Annotated in this window: 21 protein-coding genes; 14 read left to right on the top strand and 7 right to left on the bottom strand. The window is 72.8% G+C overall.

Going from position 1 to position 17,871, the window contains the following annotated elements; genetic code table 11:
- The first annotated feature begins 131 nt into the window (after positions 1 to 131).
- The 3 genes from ACFW1I_RS28695 (at position 132) to ACFW1I_RS28685 (ending at position 3,101) form a co-directional block, all read left to right on the top strand.
- Positions 132 to 632, top strand: a complete 501-nt coding sequence (locus ACFW1I_RS28695) for a (4Fe-4S)-binding protein (RefSeq protein ID WP_384675302.1) — start codon at positions 132 to 134, stop codon at positions 630 to 632.
- A gap of 153 nt (positions 633 to 785) precedes the next feature.
- On the top strand, positions 786 to 1,202 hold the full coding sequence (locus tag ACFW1I_RS28690) for an SsgA family sporulation/cell division regulator (protein WP_384675301.1): 417 nt from the start codon (positions 786 to 788) through the stop codon (positions 1,200 to 1,202).
- 252 nt (positions 1,203 to 1,454) lie between these two features.
- On the top strand, positions 1,455 to 3,101 hold the full coding sequence (locus tag ACFW1I_RS28685) for an ABC-F family ATP-binding cassette domain-containing protein (protein ID WP_384675299.1): 1,647 nt from the start codon (positions 1,455 to 1,457) through the stop codon (positions 3,099 to 3,101).
- Here the strand turns inward: ACFW1I_RS28685 and ACFW1I_RS28680 are convergent.
- Entirely contained in the window at positions 3,087 to 3,563 is a 477-nt protein-coding gene (locus tag ACFW1I_RS28680; protein WP_384675297.1) for an ATP-binding protein, read from the bottom strand. The two genes, ACFW1I_RS28685 and ACFW1I_RS28680, sit on opposite strands and share 15 nt — an antisense overlap.
- A 192-nt stretch (positions 3,564 to 3,755) precedes the next feature.
- Between ACFW1I_RS28680 and ACFW1I_RS28675 the strand changes: the two genes are divergently transcribed.
- The 3 genes from ACFW1I_RS28675 (at position 3,756) to ACFW1I_RS28665 (ending at position 6,044) form a co-directional block, all read left to right on the top strand.
- On the top strand, positions 3,756 to 4,601 hold the full coding sequence (locus ACFW1I_RS28675; protein WP_384675295.1) for a helix-turn-helix domain-containing protein: 846 nt from the start codon (positions 3,756 to 3,758) through the stop codon (positions 4,599 to 4,601).
- A 12-nt stretch (positions 4,602 to 4,613) separates the two neighbouring features.
- Positions 4,614 to 4,862 (top strand): hypothetical protein, encoded by a 249-nt coding sequence (locus ACFW1I_RS28670; RefSeq protein ID WP_384675293.1) that lies wholly within the window; start codon positions 4,614 to 4,616, stop codon positions 4,860 to 4,862.
- Positions 4,863 to 5,069: 207 nt separating this feature from the next.
- The gene (locus tag ACFW1I_RS28665; protein WP_384675291.1) at positions 5,070 to 6,044 is read left to right on the top strand and encodes an acyl-ACP desaturase; all 975 of its coding nucleotides are present in this window, start codon (positions 5,070 to 5,072) and stop codon (positions 6,042 to 6,044) included.
- A gap of 25 nt (positions 6,045 to 6,069) precedes the next feature.
- On the opposite strand, the gene ACFW1I_RS28660 is transcribed toward ACFW1I_RS28665, so the two are convergent.
- On the bottom strand, positions 6,070 to 6,342 hold the full coding sequence (locus ACFW1I_RS28660) for a WhiB family transcriptional regulator (protein WP_319013263.1): 273 nt from the start codon (positions 6,340 to 6,342) through the stop codon (positions 6,070 to 6,072).
- Positions 6,343 to 6,387: 45 nt separating this feature from the next.
- Positions 6,388 to 7,440 carry a non-homologous end-joining DNA ligase gene (gene ligD / locus ACFW1I_RS28655; protein WP_384675288.1) on the bottom strand — a complete coding sequence of 351 codons (1,053 nt, stop codon included), beginning with the start codon at positions 7,438 to 7,440 and terminating at the stop codon, positions 6,388 to 6,390.
- 52 nt (positions 7,441 to 7,492) lie between these two features.
- On the opposite strand from ligD, the gene ACFW1I_RS28650 reads away from it, so the two are divergent.
- The 4 genes from ACFW1I_RS28650 (at position 7,493) to ACFW1I_RS28635 (ending at position 11,803) form a co-directional block, all read left to right on the top strand.
- Positions 7,493 to 8,551 (top strand): ATP-dependent DNA ligase, encoded by a 1,059-nt coding sequence (locus ACFW1I_RS28650; RefSeq protein ID WP_384675286.1) that lies wholly within the window; start codon positions 7,493 to 7,495, stop codon positions 8,549 to 8,551.
- 356 nt (positions 8,552 to 8,907) lie between these two features.
- Entirely contained in the window at positions 8,908 to 9,156 is a 249-nt protein-coding gene (locus tag ACFW1I_RS28645; protein WP_373307825.1) for a hypothetical protein, read from the top strand.
- Positions 9,157 to 9,219: 63 nt separating this feature from the next.
- Entirely contained in the window at positions 9,220 to 11,322 is a 2,103-nt protein-coding gene (locus ACFW1I_RS28640; RefSeq protein ID WP_384675284.1) for an MDR family MFS transporter, read from the top strand.
- A 121-nt stretch (positions 11,323 to 11,443) separates the two neighbouring features.
- Entirely contained in the window at positions 11,444 to 11,803 is a 360-nt protein-coding gene (locus ACFW1I_RS28635) for a hypothetical protein (RefSeq protein WP_384675282.1), read from the top strand.
- 15 nt (positions 11,804 to 11,818) lie between these two features.
- Here the strand turns inward: ACFW1I_RS28635 and ACFW1I_RS28630 are convergent, their stop codons facing one another.
- A complete protein-coding gene (locus tag ACFW1I_RS28630) occupies positions 11,819 to 12,262 on the bottom strand; it encodes a YchJ family protein (protein WP_384675280.1) in 444 nt (147 codons plus the stop codon).
- A gap of 124 nt (positions 12,263 to 12,386) precedes the next feature.
- On the opposite strand from ACFW1I_RS28630, the gene ACFW1I_RS28625 reads away from it, so the two are divergent.
- Positions 12,387 to 13,730: a 6-phospho-beta-glucosidase gene (locus tag ACFW1I_RS28625; RefSeq protein WP_384675278.1), complete on the top strand. Its 1,344-nt coding sequence runs from the start codon at positions 12,387 to 12,389 to the stop codon at positions 13,728 to 13,730.
- A 56-nt stretch (positions 13,731 to 13,786) separates the two neighbouring features.
- Here ACFW1I_RS28625 and ACFW1I_RS28620 read toward each other — a convergent pair whose 3' ends face one another.
- The 3 genes from ACFW1I_RS28620 to ACFW1I_RS28610 all read right to left on the bottom strand — a co-directional run bounded on the left by ACFW1I_RS28620 (position 13,787) and on the right by ACFW1I_RS28610 (position 15,794).
- A complete protein-coding gene (locus tag ACFW1I_RS28620) occupies positions 13,787 to 14,605 on the bottom strand; it encodes an SAM-dependent methyltransferase (RefSeq protein ID WP_384675276.1) in 819 nt (272 codons plus the stop codon).
- 76 nt (positions 14,606 to 14,681) lie between these two features.
- A complete protein-coding gene (locus ACFW1I_RS28615; RefSeq protein ID WP_030495614.1) occupies positions 14,682 to 14,918 on the bottom strand; it encodes a DUF397 domain-containing protein in 237 nt (78 codons plus the stop codon).
- Positions 14,919 to 15,794, bottom strand: a complete 876-nt coding sequence (locus ACFW1I_RS28610) for a helix-turn-helix domain-containing protein (RefSeq protein ID WP_384675273.1) — start codon at positions 15,792 to 15,794, stop codon at positions 14,919 to 14,921.
- A 248-nt stretch (positions 15,795 to 16,042) separates the two neighbouring features.
- On the opposite strand from ACFW1I_RS28610, the gene ACFW1I_RS28605 reads away from it, so the two are divergent.
- From ACFW1I_RS28605 to ACFW1I_RS28595, 3 genes are read left to right on the top strand one after another with little or no spacing between them, the layout of a single operon-like run.
- Complete coding sequence (locus ACFW1I_RS28605; protein WP_384675271.1) at positions 16,043 to 16,549, top strand: ATP-binding protein; 507 nt, start codon at positions 16,043 to 16,045, stop codon at positions 16,547 to 16,549.
- On the top strand, positions 16,543 to 16,983 hold the full coding sequence (locus ACFW1I_RS28600; protein WP_384675269.1) for a hypothetical protein: 441 nt from the start codon (positions 16,543 to 16,545) through the stop codon (positions 16,981 to 16,983). Before ACFW1I_RS28605 ends, ACFW1I_RS28600 begins: the two co-directional genes overlap by 7 nt.
- Positions 16,984 to 17,017: 34 nt before the next feature.
- A complete protein-coding gene (locus ACFW1I_RS28595) occupies positions 17,018 to 17,728 on the top strand; it encodes a class I SAM-dependent methyltransferase (protein ID WP_384675267.1) in 711 nt (236 codons plus the stop codon).
- Positions 17,729 to 17,871: the final 143 nt, after the last annotated feature.

Genomic DNA, 17,871 nt, shown 5'->3' with positions numbered 1-17,871 from the left:
TCTTTCGCACAGGTGTCATGGCGCCGGAAGCTAGCGGCGGCGGCCGGGGTCCGTCCAGAGGGCGTCCGGTGCGGGGCCCGGTCCGGCTCCGCCGGGGTGCGGGGCACGGCGGGCGTTCCTAGGCTGGGCGCATGACCGAGGGAACGGCAGACACGCCAACGGCGGCGCCGGAGGCGACGGAGTCCCCGATCGCCGGGAAGCCGCGGCTGAAGGAGTACGACGGCGAGGGCATCACCGTCACGTTCGAGCCGCGCCGCTGCCTGCACGCGGCCGAGTGCGTCCACGGTCTGCCCGAGGTCTTCGACCTGTCCCGCCGCCCGTGGGTGCTGCCGGACGCGGCCGCGCCGGAGCGGGTGGCCGAGGTGATCCGGCGTTGTCCGTCGGGGGCGCTCCAGTACCACCCGGTGGCGGGCGGAGGCGCGGAGGAGACGCCGGACGCGCCGACCAGCGTGCGGCGGAACCCGTCGGGCCAGCTGGTGGTGCGGGGCGATCTGATGGTCGCGGGCGAGCAGGGGGTCCGGCACGAGACCCGGGTGCTGCTCTGCGGCTGCGGGGCCTCGGCGAACCAGCCGTACTGCGACCACTCGGGCCCCTGCGCGGAACCCGACGACGACGTGGCGGAGGAGCGCTAGGACAGGGCCTGGGCCGGTTCCGGTACGGGGCGGTGACGCACCTCACGTAGGGGTCCGGTGCACGTTCCGGCGGTTCCGCTCGTCTTGATGGGTGTCAGGTGCCCTGGTGTCGGGGAGACGCACAGGATCGCAACCGCGCGAGAGGAGCCCGCCGTGTCCGCCGTGATCGAGCAGCCCGTCCAGGCCCGCCTGGTCGCTTCCGCGCCCCGGATGGAGACCGTCCCCGCCACCCTGCGCTACGACCGCGAGGATCCGTACGCCGTCAGCATGGCCTTCCCGCCGCCGGCCACCCTGGAGGGCGTCGAGGTCTCCTGGGCCTTCGCCCGTGAGCTGCTGGCCCAGGGGGTCGAACGGCCCGCCGGCGACGGGGACGTACGGCTCCGTCCGTACGGGTACGACCGCACCGTGGTGGAGTTCCACGCCCCGGAGGGCGTGGCGATGGTCCATGTGCGCACCTCGGAGCTGCGCCGCTTCCTGGAGCGCTCGCAGCACCTGGTGCCGGCCGGACGCGAGCACCAGTACCTGGACTGGGACCGGGACCTGGCCGCGCTCCTGGGCGACCTTCCCTAGCCGGTCGACCGAAAACCGGTTGTCCCCCCGCCCGCGGGGTCCTACCGTCGGTGAGGTCGCATCGCCTCCCGATCGGAGAAGGAACGTTGTTCATCTGAGGTCCCGAGACACCGTGCCGCGCGCGAGCCCCGTGCCGTGCGTGCCGTTCTCGACCTCGGTGGACGAGCCGTTCCCCACGCTGCCCGCGCCCCGGTGTCTCACGCGTCGCACCACGCCCACGCTCGAACCGTGCTCGCGGCACCGGAGGCCCTCGTGTCACATCACCCCGTCTTTCTCTCCACCACCTCGCTCTCCTTCTCCTGGCCGGACGGCACCGAGGTCTTCGACGACCTCAAGGTGACGGTCGGCCCCGGCCGCACCGGTCTGGTCGGGACGAACGGCTCGGGGAAGTCCACCCTGCTCCGGCTCCTCGCCGGGGAGCTCACCCCCACCGCCGGGGCCGTGCGGGCGGCCGGCGAGATCGGCCATCTCCCGCAGAACCTGGTCCTGGACACCGGCCGGCGGGTCGACGAGATCCTCGGCGTCGACCGGAAACGGGCCGCGCTGCACGCCGTCGAGGCGGGCGACCCGGCCGAGGAGCACTTCGCCGTCATCGGCGACGACTGGGACGTGGAGGAGCGGGCGCTGGCCACGCTCGACCGGCTCGGTCTGGGCTCGATCGGCCTGGACCGCACGGTCGGCGAGGTGTCCGGCGGCGAGTCCGTGCTGCTGCGCCTCGCGGCGCTGCTGCTGGCCCGGCCGGATGTGCTGCTGCTCGACGAACCCACCAACAACCTGGACATGTACGCCCGTTCGCGCCTCTACGAGACGGTGGAGAGCTGGTCCGGAGTGCTGGTGGTGGTCAGCCACGACCGGGAACTCCTGGAGCGGGTCGACCAGATCGCCGACCTCCACGAGGGCGGGGTGAGCTGGTACGGCGGCCCCTGGTCGGCGTACCAGGAGGCGCTCGCGGCCGAACAGGAGGCGGCCGAGCGGATGGTGCGGGTCGCCGAGGCGGACGTCCAGCGGCAGCGGCGGGAACTGGCCGACGCCGGGATGAAGCTGGCACGCCGCAGGCGGTACGCGCAGAAGAGCTTCGAGAACAAGGTCGTGCCGAAGGTCGTGGCCCACACCCGGCAGGGCTCGGCGCAGGTCTCGGCGGGCAAGCACCGCAATCTGCACGCGGACCGGCTCGCGGAGGCGCGGGAGCGGCTCGACGTGGCGGTGGAGGCGGTGCGGGACGAGGACGAGATCCGGGTCGAGCTGCCGCACACCTCGGTGCCGGCGGGGCGCGAGGTGCTGCGGATCCAGGACCTGGAGCTGCGGTACGGGGCGCGGGTCGACGGAGGGTTCGAGCTGCGGGGCCCGGAGCGGATCGCGCTGGTGGGCCGTAACGGGGCCGGCAAGACCACGCTGTTGCGGACGATCGCCGGGGAGCTGGAACCCGTGTCGGGCGAGGTGGAGCGGCTGGTGCCGCTCCGCTTCCTGCCGCAGCGGCTCGACGTCCTGGACGACGGGCTGAGCATCGTGGAGAACGTGGCCCGGTTCGCGCCCGCGGCGTCGGGGAACGCGATCAGGGCGCGGCTCGCGCGGTTCCTGTTCCGGGGCGCCCGGGCGGACCAGCCGGTGGGCAGTCTGTCGGGCGGGGAGCGGTTCCGGGCGACGCTGGCGGCGCTGCTGCTCGCGGAGCCCGCTCCGCAGCTGTTGCTGCTGGACGAGCCGACGAACAACCTGGACATGGCGTCGGTGCGGAAGCTGACGGCGGCCCTTCGCGCGTACGAGGGGGCGCTGGTCGTGGCCAGTCACGACCTGACATTCCTGGAGTCGCTGGGGCTGACGCGCCGGTTGCTCCTCGACGGCCGCCTGCGGCCGACGTCGGCGGAGGAGCTCCGTGCGGTGTCGGGGTCAAAGGTGGAGTAACGCCCAGGACTTGGTGCCTCCGTCCGGGGTGAGGGCGGGGGCGAGTCCCCAGTCCCCGCCGTGTTCCTCGACCGCCGCGGCCAGCAGCCACATGCTGCGGCTGCGGCGGTCGCGGCATTGTTCGGCGGCGTCGGGCCTACGGTGGAGCGGATGCTGGTCGTAGACCACGATCCGCAGGGCGTCGAACTGCCAGCGGACGCGCAGCGCCATCTCCCGGTCGGGGGTGAACCGGTAGGCGGCGGCGACGAGTTCGGAGGCGGCCAGGGCGGCGGTCTCGCGCAGTCCGGCGAGTCCGTGGCGGGTGAGGAGGCCGCGGACGGCCTCGCGGGCGAGGCCCGCGCAGTAGGCGCCGCCGGGGAGCAGCATCGAGTAGCTGAGGTTCTCCGCGGCGGGGGGTATGGGCCCGGCGGCCGTGACGGCGGCCGGAAGGCAACGCAGGGCGCCCTTCATCGGATTGCTCACATTTCCTGTGCATGGGGGTGCTCTGCACACGGTCGACGGTCGCCCCGTGTGAGACTTGCACTACCGACCGTAGCGCAGAAGCGGAGCACGGTGCTACTACTTGCGGGTAGTGGCGTCGTTTCCGGACAACGGGCGAACGGCGGCGCGGGAACGGGCGGCAGGGGGCCGCCCGGCAGGACGAGGGAGATCGACGTGCCACCCAGGAGCAGCCCCACCGCACGCCAGCAGCGGCTCGGCGCCGAACTGCGCAAGCTGCGCGAACAGTCGGGGATGTCGGCCCAGCAGGCCGCCGCCCTCCTGGGCGTCGACCGCACCCGCATCCCGAACGTCGAGTCCGGCCGCTTCGGCATCAGCCCCGAGCGGGTGCGCACCCTGGCCTTCAACTACGGCTGCCCCGACACCGCCCTGGTGGACCTGCTCGCCGCCATGGCCCAGGAGCGGGACCGCGGCTGGTGGGAGGAGCACCGCGGACTGCTCCCGCCCGCCCTCCTGGACATCGCCGAACTGGAGTATCACGCGGCCGAGTTGGCGACCGCGGTGACCACCCACGTGCCCGGCCTGCTGCAGACCGAGGAACAGGCGCGGGCGGTCTTCGACACCGCCGTGCCGCCGCTGCCGGGACCGGACCTGGAGGCCCGGCTCGCCCTGCGGCTGCGCCGCCAGCAGACCCTGGACCGGCCGGTGCCGTACGAGGCCGTGATCCACGAGGCGGCGCTGCGCATGCAGTTCGGCGGCCCGAAGGTCGCCCGGGCGCAGCTGGAGCACATCCTGGAGCAGTCGGAGCGGGCCACCGTCACCGTGCGGGTCATCCCGTTCGCCGCCGGGGGTTTCCCCGGAGCGGGACAGTCGTTCAGCTATGTGTCCGCGCCCGTGCCGCAACTCGACACCGTCCAGCTCGACTCCTCGCACGGCTCGATCCTCCTCGACGCCGACATGAAGCTGCGCCGGTACCGGGGCCTGCTGGAACGGCTGCGCGGACTCGCCCTGTCCACCGCCGACTCCCGCGCGTTCATCCGCTCGATAGCCCAGGACCTGTGAAGGACCCGCACCATGCCCGACACCATGAACGTCACGACGTCCGCCCCCTCCGCCATCCCGTCCGTCCCGGCCGGCGCGATCGCCTGGGGCGACGCCTTCTGCAGCGAGGGGGCGAACTGCTTCCGCTTCGGCCTCGACGACGCCGGCCGGGCCTACATCGGCTCGACCCTGGCCCCCGGCGAGTACGTCAGCGACTCCGTCGAGGCGCTGCGCGCGCTGATCTCCGCGGTGAAGTCCGGCGCCGCCGACCATCTGCTCTGAGTAGCCGATCAGTTGTTCACGGGTGACCGGCCCCGACGTGACCTGCATCTCTTTTGCCGGGCCCGAGCTGCGCACATAACGGAACGTAACCGGACAACATTGATACGGGGCTTGGTCGCCGCCTTACGGGGCCTTAACCTACGGAGTCGTAACCTACGAAGCCGTAGGTAGTTCTTTCCGCTCTCCTCTCCGTCCCCAGGAGTCCCCGTGACGCTCACCTCTCCCCACCTCGGCAGCTCGGCAGGGTGGACCGACGCGCGCTTGCTGTACGCGCTGGAAGAGGTGGTGGAGAAGGAGCTCAACCGGCACCTGAAGGTCGTCAAGGACTGGATGCCGCACGAGTACGTGCCGTGGTCGGACGGCCGGAACTTCCCGGGCTTCTTCGAGGACGGCGAGGCGTGGGACCCGGCCCAGTCCAAGGTCACGGACATAGGGAAGATCGCGCTCGTGGTCAACCTCCTCACCGAGGACAACCTGCCGAGCTACCACCACGAGATCGCCAGCCTCTTCGGCCGCGACGGCGCCTGGGGCACCTGGGTGCACCGCTGGACCGCGGAGGAGGGCCGGCACGGCATCGTCATGCGCGACTACCTGCTCGCCTCCCGCGCCGTCGACCCGGACAAGCTGGAGCAGTTCCGGATGTCGCACATGAGCGAGGGCTTCGAGTCGGACAACCGCCACTCGATGCTGCACTCGGTGGCGTACGTGGCCTTCCAGGAGCTCGCCACCCGTATCTCGCACCGCAACACCGGCCACCAGTCCGGCGACCCCGTCTGCGACCGGATGCTCGCCCGCATCGCGCTCGACGAGAACCTGCACATGATCTTCTACCGCAACCTGCTCAAGGCCGCGCTCGAGATCGCCCCCGACCTCTCCATGCAGGCCGTCCGCGACGTGGTGGTCAACTTCCGGATGCCCGGCCACGGCATCCCCGGCTTCGAGCGGGCCGCCGCCCAGATGGCGATCGGCGAGATCTACAACATGCGCATCCACCACGACGACGTCCTGGAGCCGGTGCTCCGCCACCTGAAGGTCCTGGACATCACCGGCCTCGGCCCCGACGGGCTGCGCGCCCAGGAGGAGCTGGGCCTGTTCATGAACGGCCTCGACTCGGAGGCCACGAAGTTCGACGCGAAGCTCGCCGCCCGCAAGGCCCGGATGGCCGCGCGCGCCGCGGGCTGAGCCCCGCGCACTCCCTGGGAGCGGTTCAGGAGCGCTGCGTGCGCCGCAGCCTGAGCCGCTCCTTCTCGGAGAGCCCGCCCCACACCCCGAACCGCTCGTCGTGCGCGAGCGCGTACTCCAGGCAGGCGACGCGCCCCTCGCAGGCGCCGCAGAGCTGCTTGGCCTCGCGGGTCGAGGAGCCGGGGGCCGGGAAGAAGAACTCGGGTCCGGCCTGGGCGCACAGCGCGTCCTCGCGCCAGGCGAGGTCGGCGGCGGGGCGGGGGGCCGGGAAGGTCAGGACGTCGGTGTCGGTCTGCATGGCTCCACCCTGACGCGGGGCGCTAAACACACCGTCAACGTCCGATCAATGCGGCTCGTCGGGCGCGTCCCGACCCGTCTCCGCGGACTTCTTCGCCCGGCTCGGCTGGACCCGTTTCGGCTCGCCGGGCATCTTCGGGTACTCGGGCGGATAGGGCAGGTCCCCGAGGTCGTGCTCGGCCTCGTCGCGCCGGGCCAGTTCGAGCAGCGGCTCCAGGTCGAAGCGCTCGTCGTCCATGTCCGCGTGCACGTCGCCCAGCTCGGCGTACCGGGCCGGCATGGTGCGGATGTCGAAGTCCTCCGGCACCGCGTCGTCGATCTCGTCCCAGCGCAGCGGGGCGGAGACGGGGGCGTGCGGCTTCGGGCGGACCGAGTAGGCGGAGGCGATCGTGCGGTCGCGGGCCGTCTGGTTGTAGTCGACGAAGATCCGCTCGCCGCGCTCCTCCTTCCACCACTTCATGGTGACCCGGTCCGGCATCCGCCGCTCCAGCTCCCGTCCGGCGGCGATGGCCGCCCGCCGGACCTGGACGAAGGTCCAGTCGGGGCGGATCGGGACGAAGACGTGCAGACCGCGCCCGCCGGAGGTCTTGGGCCAGCCGCGCAGCCCGTACTCGCCGAGGACGGCCCGCAGCTCGTGGGCGGCGCGGACCGCGTCGGAGTAGTCCGTGCCGGGCTGCGGGTCGAGGTCGAGGCGGAGCTCGTCCGGATGGTCGGTGTCCCCGCGCCGCACCGGCCAGGGGTGGAAGGTGACGGCGCCCAGGTTGGCGGCCCAGAGCACGGCGGCCGGCTCGGTGGGGCAGAGTTCGTCGGCGGACCGGCCGCTGGGGAAGGTGATGTGCGCGGTGGGGATCCAGTCGGGGAGGTACTTGGGGGCCCGCTTCTGGAAGAAGGACTCCCCCGTCACCCCGTCGGGGTAGCGCTCCAGGGTGGTGGGCCGGTCCCGCAGGGCGCGGGTGATGCCCTCGCCGACGGCGAGGTAGTAGCGCACCATGTCGAGCTTGGTGTAGCCGGGCTCCGGGAAGTAGATCTTGTCCGGGTTGGAGACGCGGACGGTGCGCCCGCCGGCCTCCACCTCCACCGCTGCCGTCTTGCCTGCCATGGGCGCCACCCTAGGGCTCGCCGACACATGGCGCATACCGGACAATCGACCCATGGATCTGCCGGTGATGCCGCCCGTGAAGCCCATGCTCGCCAAGGCCGTGAAGAAGATTCCGCCCGGGATGCAGTACGAGGCCAAGTGGGACGGCTTCCGGGCGATCGTCCACCGCGACGGACCCGAGCTGGTCATCGGCAGCCGCACCGGCAAGCCCCTCACCCGGTACTTCCCCGAACTCGTCGAGGCGCTGCGGGAGCGACTGCCGGAGCGCTGCGTGGTGGACGGCGAGATCGTCGTCGAGCACGGCGGGCGGCTCGACTTCGACCGGCTGAGCGAGCGGATCCACCCGGCGGACTCCCGGGTCCGGACGCTCGCCGAGACCACCCCGGCCCGCTTCGTCGCCTTCGACCTGCTCGCCCTCGGCGACGACGCCCTCCTCGACACCCCGCTCGCCGAGCGCCGCGAGGCCCTGGAGCGGATGCTCGACGGCACCACCGCCCCGCTCCACCTCGCCCCCGCCACCCGGGACCCCGAGCTGGCCGCGCGCTGGTTCGAGCAGTACGAGGGGGCCGGGCTCGACGGCGTGATCGCCAAGCCGCTCGACCTGCCCTACCGGCCGGACGCCCGGCTGATGTACAAGATCAAGCACGAGCGGACCGCCGACGTCGTCGTGGCCGGCTACCGCTTCCACAAGAGCGGCCCCGTCGTCGGCTCGCTCCTCCTCGGCCTCTACGACGACCGGGGCGCCCTCCAGCACGTCGGCGTCTGCGCCGCCTTCACCGCGCGGCGCCGGGCCGAGCTGGTCGAGGAGCTGGAACCGCTGCGGATGGACCCGCCGGACGGGCACCCGTGGGCCGCCTGGGCCGAGGAGGCCGCGCACGAGGGGGCCAGGCTGCCGGGCGCGCCCAGCCGCTGGTCGGGGAAGAAGGACCTGTCGTGGGTGGCGCTGCGGCCGGAGCGGGTCTGCGAGGTCGGCTACGACCACATGGAGGGCGACCGCTTCCGGCACACCGCGCAGTTCAAGCGCTGGCGCCCGGACCGCACCCCGGAGTCCTGCGGCTACGGGCAGCTCGACGAGCCCGTCTCGTACGACCTGTCGGACGTGCTGAGCTGACGATCGTCCCGGGCGGGACGCCTCGGCGCCACGTGATTTCCTTCACACCGCGAGCGCCGTCCGAGGGCTTGCGCCGCGCCCGCGCGGCCCCGCCGCCGGCCGCCGGCGCCCCCGATGCGCAGGGTCCGTGCGGAAAGCCCGGCCGGCGCCGTGCCCCGTACCTGCGGGAACGCCCGCGCCCGCGATCACCCGGACCCCGGGGTGCCCGGCGGGTGCGCCCGCGCACCGCGGGCGGGCCGGGCGCCCCCGTCGCACACCGGCGCCGGAGCCGTACCGGAACCGCTCCCGCCATCCGGTACGTATGGAGGTGAGAGCCCTTCCCGTCCGCCCCCACCACCCGCTAGGACTGACCCGTGATCGCCTCGCCCTCCCCCCTCGTCCCCGTCCCGATCCCCGACCGCGTGGCCGCCCTCATCGGCTCCTGTCTGCCCGCGCACGTCCTCCAGGCGGAGATCGAGGCGGACTGCGCGGCGCGCGAGGTCTACCGCTTCCGCGGACCGCTCTGCGCGGAGGACCGGGCCGACCGCGAGCACGCGCTCGCCGCTCTCGCCCGCGCCAACAAGATCCTGGCCAAGCACCACCCGACCCTGCCGGTACGCCCCTGACGGCGTCGCCCGTTCGGCGGCACCCCGCGCGCAGCCCCGGCGGCCCGGTGTGACGCTGCGAGGGTGACCACGACCAGCGACGCAGCACCCGCGCCCCCGGCCGCGCCCGCACCGCCCGTGCTCGACGGCCGCCGCCGCAACATCGTGTTCGGCACGATCATGCTCGGCGTGCTCCTGGCCGCGCTCGACCAGACCATCGTGGGCACCGCCCTGCCCACGATCGTCGCGGACCTCGGGGGCGCGGCCCACATGTCGTGGGTCGTCACCTCCTACCTCCTCGCGGAGACCGTGGCGACGGTCCTGGTCGGCAAGTTCGGCGACCTCTTCGGCCGCAAGGTGATCTTCCAGATCTCGGCGGTCGTCTTCATCACCGGCTCCTTCCTCTGCGGCCTCGCCACCAACATGACGCTGCTCATCGTCTGGCGCGGTCTCCAGGGCGTCGGCGCCGGCGGTCTCATGGTCACCTCGATGGCGCTGATCGCCGATGTGATCCCGCTGCGCGAACGCGGCAAGTACCAGGGCGCGATCGGCGCCGTGTTCGGCGTCTCGACGGTCATCGGGCCGCTGCTCGGCGGCCTGTTCACCGACCACGCCAGCTGGCGCTGGGCGTTCTACGTGAACGTGCCGATCGCCATCCTCGTGGTCATCGCCGCCGCCCGGACGATCCCCTCGGTCCGCTCGGCGAGCCGGCCGGTCATCGACTACCTCGGCATCGCGCTGGTCGCGGTCGGCTCCAGCGCCCTGATCCTCGCGACCAGTTGGGGCGGGAACGAGTACGCCTGGGGCTCCGGCGTCATCATCGGGCTCTTCGTCGGCGGCCTGGTCGCCCTCGGCCTGTTCTGCTGGGTGGAGGCCCGGGCGGCCGAACCCATGCTGCCCATGCGGCTGTTCCGCAACCCCGTCTTCACCGTCTGCTCGGTGCTGAGCTTCGTCGTCGGCTTCGCGATGCTCGGCGCGATGACCTTCCTGCCGACCTATCTGCAGTACGTGGACGGGGATTCGGCGACGGTCTCCGGCATCCGGACGCTGCCGATGGTCATCGGCCTGCTCATCGCCTCGATCTACAGCGGCAACGTGGTCAGCAAGACCGGGCGCTACCGGATCTTCCCCATCATCGGCTGCGCCGTGATGGGCCTCGGGCTCTATCTGCTGTCGCTGATGGACCAGAACACCGACACCTGGCTGGAATCGCTGTACATGTTCGTGCTCGGCGCCGGCATCGGCCTCTGCATGCAGGTGCTCACCATCGCCGTGCAGAACACCGTCGACTACGCCGACCTGGGCACCGCCACCTCCGGCGTCACCTTCTTCCGCACCCTGGGCAGCTCCTTCGGCACCGCCGTCTTCGGCACGATCTACACCAACGCCCTCAAGCCCAACCTCACCACCGGCGTCGCCGAGGCGTCCGTCCTCGCCGGGCCCGTCGGCATCGACCCGCAGACCGTCGCACGGGCCGCGCAGAGCCCGCAGGGGCTGCACGCCCTGCCCGGCGGGATCGCCGAACCGATCGTCCGGGCCTACGCCGACACCCTGCACACCGTCTTCCTGTGGACCGTGCCGGTCGCCGTCGTCGGCTTCGTCGTCGCCCTCTTCCTCAAGCAGGTGAAGCTGCGCGACACGGTCCGGGAGGCCGCCCCCGACATGGGCGAGGGCTTCGCCTCCCCCACCGGCAGCGGCGACTCGGCGAAGCTCCTGGAACTCTCCGTCGGACGGCTGCTGCGCCGGATGGACATGGACACCGCCCGCCGGATCGTGGCGAGTTCCGACACCCGCCTCGACACGGCCGGCGCCTGGGCGGTCATGCAGGTGGAGCTGTACACGCGGACGGTCGGGCACGCGAGCCTCGGGCTGATCGCGGCGAGCCGGCGGCTGCCGCCGGAGGTCCTCCTCCCGGCCTTCGACCGGATGGTCGACGAGGGCTTCCTCACCCGGGACGGCAACCTCCTCTCGCACACGGCGGCCGGCGCCCGCGAGGCCGAGGTCATCACCCGCGCCTGGGGCGACTGGCTCTCCTCCCGCCTGGAGCAGGAACGCGGCCGCCCCAGCGGCCCCGATCTCCGCGCCGCCTGCGACGCCATCGCGAAGAAGGCCGTGGCGGAGGACCTCTCCACCGGCATCCCGGCCGACCGCGCGGACGACCGGGCGGCGGTCGCCGCTCGCAGCTGACGCGAGGGGGCGGCGGTCGCCTCGCGGGGCTGACACGGGGGTGACGGTCGCTTCGGGGGGGCTGACGTCCGGGCCGAAAACCGCTGGCCGAAGGGGTCCGGGACCGGTGAGGATCGGGCCCATGAGCCTTCTCGTCCACACCTTCGTCGTCGACCCCGACGGGACCGAACGACTGCTGAAGGACCCGCCGAACGGCCGCGATCTGGCGGGCTTCGAGCGGAGCCGCACCACGCTGTGGGGATCCCCCGCGATGCGTGCCCTCGGCGCGCGGTTCTTCCCGCTCCTCGACGGCTACGACCTGCGCGTCCAGCCCGAGGAGCTCGGGGAGTTCCTGGCCGAGTGCGCGACGGTCCGCCCGCACCTGCCCGCCCTCGCCGAGCACAGCGGCTACACCCTGGAGTACGTCACCGCCCGCTTCGACAACATCGTCGCCGCCGCCCACCGCGCCCGCGAGGTGAACGGCGGCGTCCTGGTCTGGTAGGCGCCGGCGGGCCGGTCAGTCGTCGAGGAAGTCCCCGTCGACGTACACCCAGGCACCGTCGTGGCGGGTGAAGCGGCTGCGCTCGTGCAGCGCACCGGCCTCGCCGCCGTGCGCGTACCGGGCCCGGAAGGTCACCGTGCCGCTCCGGTGGAAGGCGGTGCCGTCGGTCGTGCCCAGGATCTCCAGGCCCTTCCAGCGCATGCCGGGGTCCAGGTCGAGGGTGCCGGGCCGGGTCTCCGGGGCCCAGGTGCGCAGCAGATAGGGCACGTCGCCGACGACGAAGGCGCTGTAGCGGGAGCGCATCAGGAGTTCGGCGGTGGGCGCGGTGCCCGCCGTACCGCTGTGGAAGCGGCCGCAGCAGGCGCCGTAGCGGGCGTCGAGGCCGCAGGGGCAGGGCGTGTCGGCGGTGACCGCCGGGGCGGGCGCGGACGGACGGGGCCGGGTCTTGCGTCGGGACATGCCGTCATTCTCCCCCAGTCCCGCCGCCCGGGACGGGGCCCCGCCGCCCGGGATGCGGACGGCGGCGTGGACGCCGGGGCCGGTTCGGGCCGTCCGGCGGGGGTGTCCGAGTAGCGTACGGAGCATGCGACTGACGATTCTCGGAGGCGGCGGGTTCCGGGTGCCGCTGGTGTACGGCGCGCTGCTCGGCGACCACGCCGAGGGGCGGATCACCCACGTCACCCTGCACGATCTCGACGGGGACCGGCTGACGGCCATCGCGCGGGTGCTGGCCGAGCAGGCCGAGGGGGTGCCGGACGCGCCCGCCGTCACGGCCACCACCGATCTCGACGAGGCGCTGCGCGGCGCGGACTTCGTCTTCTCGGCGATCCGGGTCGGCGGCCTGGAGGGCCGGGCGGCCGACGAGCGGGTGGCGTTGGCCGAGGGGGTGCTGGGCCAGGAGACGGTGGGCGCGGGCGGGATCGCGTACGGCCTGCGGACCGTGCCGGTCGCCGTCGCGATCGCCCGCCGGATCGCGGCGCTCGCCCCGGACGCCTGGGTCATCAACTTCACCAACCCGGCGGGGCTGGTGACGGAGGCGATGTCCCGGGTCCTGGGCGACCGGGTCGTCGGCATCTGCGACTCCCCCGTCGGCCTCGGCCGCCGGGTGGCGCGGGTCCTCGGCGCCGATCCGGACCGGGTGTGGATCGACTACGTGGGCCTCAACCACCTGGGGTGGCTGCGCGGGCTGCGGGTGGACGGGCGGGACGAGCTGCCCCGGCTCCTCGCGGACGAGGCGCTGCTGGGCTCCTTCGAGGAGGGCAGGCTCTTCGGCACCGAGTGGCTGCGGTCGCTGGGCGCGGTGCCCAACGAGTACCTGCACTACTACTACTTCAACCGGGAGGCCGTCGCCTCCTACCGGGGCGCGGAGAAGACCCGGGGCGCCTATCTCCTGGACCAGCAGGCCGGTTTCTACGCGGCGGCCGGCAAGCCGGAGACCCGCGCCCTGGACGCCTGGCACCGCACGCTCGCCGACCGGGAGGCGACCTACATGGCGCACAACCGGGAGGCGGCCGGGGCCGGCGACCGGGCGGAGGAGGACCTGGAGTCGGGCGGCTACGAGAAGGTGGCGCTGGCGCTGATGCGGGCGATCGCGCGCGGCGAGCGGGCCACGCTGATCCTGAACGTGCGCAACGGGCGGACGCTGCCGGGGCTCGACGCGGACGCGGTGGTCGAGGTGCCGTGCCTGGTGGACGCGAACGGCGCCCGTCCGGTGGCGGTGGACCCGCTGCCGTACCACGCCATGGGGCTGGTGTCGGCGGTGAAGGCGGTCGAGCGGGAGGTGCTGGCGGCGGCGGCGAGCGGGGCGCGGGCGGACGCGGTGAAGGCGTTCGCGCTGCACCCGCTGGTGGACTCGGTGGCGGTGGCCCGCCGGCTGCTCGACGGCTACACGGCCGCGCACCCGGGGCTCGCGTACCTGCGGGCGTGACGCGCGCCGGGCCCGGGGAGGGACTCCCCGGGCCCGTGCGGACGTGCGGTGTGCGGTCAGGGCTTGCGGGCCACGGCGGCCCAGCCCGGGATCGGGTCGTCGCCCTGCACCGGCACCGGCTCGCCCAGCTCGGGGTGCCACTCGGCGGTCAGGGAGACGCCGGGCTCGACGAACTCCAGGCCGTCGAAGAAGGCGGCGAGCTCGTCGCGCGAGCGGGGCCGCAGGGTCAGACCGCGCGCCTTGTACATGCCGACGGCCTTCGCCGCGCCCTCGGGGTCGAAGTCCCCGGTGACGTGGGAGAGGACGAGGTAGCTGCCCGGGGCGAGCTGGTCGACGAGCTTGGCGACGATGTCGTGGGCGCCGTCCTCGTCCCCCAGGAAGTGGAGCAGCGCCAGCATCGACAGCGCGATCGGCTTGTCGAAGTCAAGGACCTTTCCGGCCCTTTCGAGGATGGTCTCGGGGTCGCGGGCGTCCGCCTGGATGTACTCGGTGGCCCCCTCGGGGGTCGAGCGCAGCAGGGCGGCCGCGTGCGCGAGCACGATCGGGTCGTTGTCGCAGTAGACGATCCGGGACTCCGGCGCGGCCTCCTGCGCGATCTGGTGCAGGTTGGGCTCGGTCGGGATCCCGGTGCCGACGTCCAGGTACTGGCGCACGCCGTGGGCGCTGAGCCAGCGGATGGCGCGGTGCATGAAGGCGCGGTTGACCCGGGCCATGTCCCGGCCGCGGGCGTCGACGGTGAGGAGCTGGCGGGCCATCTCCTCGTCGACGGGGTAGTTGTCCTTGCCGCCCAGGAACCAGTCGTACATCCGCGCCGGGTGCGGCTTGCTGGTGTCGATCCGGATCTCGCTGCGGGCGGATGCGGGGTCCTGGGTCATCGTCGGCTCTCCTGGTCGGGACGAACGGGTGGCGCTGCTACAAGAGTTACGTGACGGTAGGCGTGGTGCGGAAGGGTCAGGTGAGCAGGAAGTCAGCCTGACCGGATTTGGCCCCCGCGATGAACGCGGCGATCTCCCCGTGGGTGTAGATGAGAGCGGGTCCTTCAGGGTCTGCGGACTGTCGCACGGCGACCCTGCCGTCGGCCAGCTTCATGGCCTCCACGCAGTTGCCCCCGTTCCCGCCGCTCCAGGGCTTGTGCCATCCCTCGGCACCGAGCTCCGCGGCGGGCATGCCGTTGTATATGCGATCCATTCACAGCTCCTTGCGGAGACCCCGGAGGATCTCCTTCGTGCGTTGTGCAGTCGCGGCCTGCGCCGCCATACGGTCCATGACCTCCAGGTGGGACGCCACCTCGGGGCGCGCGTCGAGGTAGACGGCGCCGGTCAGGTACTCGCTGTAGACCATGTCCGGGAGTTCGGGCATGGCGAAGCGGAAGAGGACGAAGGGACCGTACGTGCCGGGGTGGTGGCCGGACGCGAACTCCGCGATCTGCAGGGTGACGTTCGGCAGCTCGGACGCTTCGAGCAGCCGGTCGAGCTGGTCGCGCATCACCTCGGGCCCGTCGCCGACCGGCCGGCGGAACACCGTCTCGTCCATGATCACCCAGAACCTGGGGGCGTCCTCCCTGCTCAGCAGGGACTGGCGCTCCATGCGCAGGGCCACATGCCGTTCGATGTCCTCTTCGCGGGCGGCGTCGCCGCCGCCGCCGACCGCTCCGCTGCGCAGAATGGCGCGGGCGTAGTCCTCGGTCTGGAACAGACCGGGGACGAACTGGGGCTCGTAGGACCGGATGAGGCTCGCGGCCCCCTCCAGGCTGACGTACATGGAGAACCAGCCGGGCAGCACGTCGTGGAACCGCTGCCACCAGCCGGGCAGGTTGGCCTCCTCGGCGAGGGCGACGAACGCCTCCGCCTCGGCGTCGGGGATCCCGTAGGTCTTCAGCAGCAGCTGGACGTACGGGATCTTCAGCGCGACCTCGGCGGTCTCCATGCGGCGGACGGTGGCCGGGGCGACGTGGAGGACCTTCGCCGCCTCCTCCCGCTTCAGACCCGCGCGCTCGCGCAGATCCTGCAGACGCCGGCCGAGGACGACCTGCCCCACCGTGGGGGCGGACCGCGGCTCGCTCACTCTCAGACCTCCCCGACGCGCTGTTTCGATGAGTGTGCCACGAGACCGGGCCAGAGAGAACACAGCACTCTGCAATTTTCAGAGTGCCACTTGCCAAGTGTCCGAGTCAGGAGGACAGTGTTCCGGTGAACCAGTACGGACTGCCGCCGGTGCGCCCCAGGGCCCCGGCGACAGCGACGTACGGCAGCCCTGCCCACTGTTGTGAGGAACCGGTCGTGGCCTCTGGTAACGCGCAGCCCTCAGGTCTCATGAGCCCCCGAGTCATGGCCCAGCGCCCGCAGACCCGCCACGATCCCGCCGCCCACGACACCCGGTACCGCGATCCCCACGACCGGGACACCCTCCGGCGCGCGCCCCTGCGCCGCATGGCCTTCGAGCTGCCGGCCCGCACCGAGTCCGTGAGCCGCGCCCGCCATCTCACCGAGGAACGGCTGACCCTCTGGGGCTGCGGACCCGAGATACGCGACACGGCCGCCCTGGTCGTCTCGGAACTCGTCACCAACGCGGTCCTGCACACCGCGAGCAGCCGGATCGTCTGCGAGGTCCGCGAGGGCGCCGAAGCCCTCCGCATCGCCGTACGGGACGAGGGCGGTCCCGCCGGCCCCCGGATACGCGACTGCGGCGCGGACGAGCGCGGCCGCGGCCTCCTCATCGTCGACGCGCTCTGCGCGGCCTGGGGCGCCGAGCGCACCGGCCACGGCACGGCCCAGATCGTCTGGGCGGAGCTGCCCCTCGTCCTGGGGGAGCCATGCTGAAGTCCATGGCGACCCTGCTGGTCCCGCGCGCCCGCCGCTCCCCCGAGAACGGCCCCGGCCGCCGCCCCTCCGTGACCGCCACCCGCCTCGCGGTCCCCACCGGCCTGAACACCGGCCTCGGCTGCGACGCCGTCGGCGTCCCCGCCCGCTTCGGCTTCAAGATCCTTTCCCGGCTGCCCGCCAAGGGCTGCGTGTACGCCGACACCGACTGGTGGTGGTGGCTCGTCCCGGCCGGCTCCGACCTCGACCTGGTCTGGCCGCTGCCCGCCTGCTACGCCCCCGGCTCCGAGATCCCCGACCGCGGCCCGCGCCTGATCCACCACCCGGACGGCACCTCGCCCTACACCCCGCCGATCCCCCTCTACCTGCTGGTCTGCCAGCTCACCGGGATCGCCCCGGCGTGGCCCGCCCCGCAGGTGCGCAGCGCCCTGTGACGGTCCGGGCGCCCGGCTGCGTAGAGTCGGTGCCATGTTCACCCCGCAGGGCCCGACCCTCCGCGAACTGACCCGACAGGCGCTGTCCTCGGTCGAGCACGGCTACGACCTCCTGGCGCCCAAGTTCGACGCGACCCCCTTCCGCACCCCGGACCGGATCCTCACGGCGGTGGCCGGCGCCCTGGAGGAGCTGGGCCCCTTCGAGTCGGGCCTGGACGTCTGCTGCGGCACCGGCGCGGGCCTCCCCGTCCTCCGCTCGGTCTGCGCGGGCCGCGTCGCCGGCGTCGACTTCAGTGCGAACATGCTGGCCGAGGCCCGCCGCCGGCACCCCGCCGCGACCCTGGTCCGCGCCGACGCCCTGGCCCTCCCCTTCGCCCCCGCCTTCGACCTGGCGGTCAGCTTCGGCGCCTTCGGCCACTTCCTCCCCGACGCCCAGCGCACCCTCTTCGCCCAGGTCCACGCCGCCCTCCGCCCCGGCGGCACCTTCGCCTTCCCCCTCCCGGCCCCACCCCCGGTCGGCTCCCGCGCCTACTGGACCCTCTGGGCCTTCGACGCGGCGATGCGCCTCCGCAACACGCTCTGGCGCCCCCCGTTCGTCATGTACTACCGCACCTTCCGCCTGCAGGACGTCCGCACCCACCTGCAACAGACCGGCTTCGAGGTCACCCACCACCCCCTCCCCGACTTCGGCACCCGCCCGGACGGCAGCCCGAACTGCCGACTGGTGGTGGCACGGAAGAACTGAGGGGCATCACCGCAGCTCGCCGCCCCCGGCGGCATGCCGAAAGCGGGGGGGGGGGGGGGGGGGGGGGGGGGGGGTGTTTTTGTTTGGTTTGGTGTTTTTATAAACCCAAACCCCAAAGAGAAGCAAAAAAACAAAAAAAAAAC

It is taken from the genome of Streptomyces sp. NPDC058955 (genome assembly GCF_042741435.1).
Classification (GTDB): domain Bacteria; phylum Actinomycetota; class Actinomycetes; order Streptomycetales; family Streptomycetaceae; genus Streptomyces.
Note: the sequence above shows the minus strand (reverse complement) of the source record. Positions and strands in the feature narration are given on the sequence as shown.

Excerpts from the sequence above, each read along its gene's own strand:
- ACFW1I_RS28670 (WP_384675293.1), top strand. The coding sequence starts at position 4,614 with ATGCCCGACACCATGAACGTCACGACGTCCGCCCCCTCCGCCATCCCG.
- ACFW1I_RS28605 (WP_384675271.1), top strand. The coding sequence starts at position 16,043 with ATGAGCCCCCGAGTCATGGCCCAGCGCCCGCAGACCCGCCACGATCCC.
- ACFW1I_RS28595 (WP_384675267.1), top strand. The coding sequence starts at position 17,018 with ATGTTCACCCCGCAGGGCCCGACCCTCCGCGAACTGACCCGACAGGCG.
- ACFW1I_RS28630 (WP_384675280.1), bottom strand. The coding sequence starts at position 12,262 with ATGTCCCGACGCAAGACCCGGCCCCGTCCGTCCGCGCCCGCCCCGGCG.
- ACFW1I_RS28660 (WP_319013263.1), bottom strand. The coding sequence starts at position 6,342 with ATGCAGACCGACACCGACGTCCTGACCTTCCCGGCCCCCCGCCCCGCC.
- ACFW1I_RS28635 (WP_384675282.1), top strand. The coding sequence starts at position 11,444 with ATGAGCCTTCTCGTCCACACCTTCGTCGTCGACCCCGACGGGACCGAA.
- ACFW1I_RS28600 (WP_384675269.1), top strand. The coding sequence starts at position 16,543 with ATGCTGAAGTCCATGGCGACCCTGCTGGTCCCGCGCGCCCGCCGCTCC.
- ACFW1I_RS28695 (WP_384675302.1), top strand. The coding sequence starts at position 132 with ATGACCGAGGGAACGGCAGACACGCCAACGGCGGCGCCGGAGGCGACG.
- ACFW1I_RS28615 (WP_030495614.1), bottom strand. The coding sequence starts at position 14,918 with ATGGATCGCATATACAACGGCATGCCCGCCGCGGAGCTCGGTGCCGAG.
- ligD (WP_384675288.1), bottom strand. The coding sequence starts at position 7,440 with ATGGCAGGCAAGACGGCAGCGGTGGAGGTGGAGGCCGGCGGGCGCACC.
- ACFW1I_RS28650 (WP_384675286.1), top strand. The coding sequence starts at position 7,493 with ATGGATCTGCCGGTGATGCCGCCCGTGAAGCCCATGCTCGCCAAGGCC.
- ACFW1I_RS28625 (WP_384675278.1), top strand. The coding sequence starts at position 12,387 with ATGCGACTGACGATTCTCGGAGGCGGCGGGTTCCGGGTGCCGCTGGTG.
- ACFW1I_RS28620 (WP_384675276.1), bottom strand. The coding sequence starts at position 14,605 with ATGACCCAGGACCCCGCATCCGCCCGCAGCGAGATCCGGATCGACACC.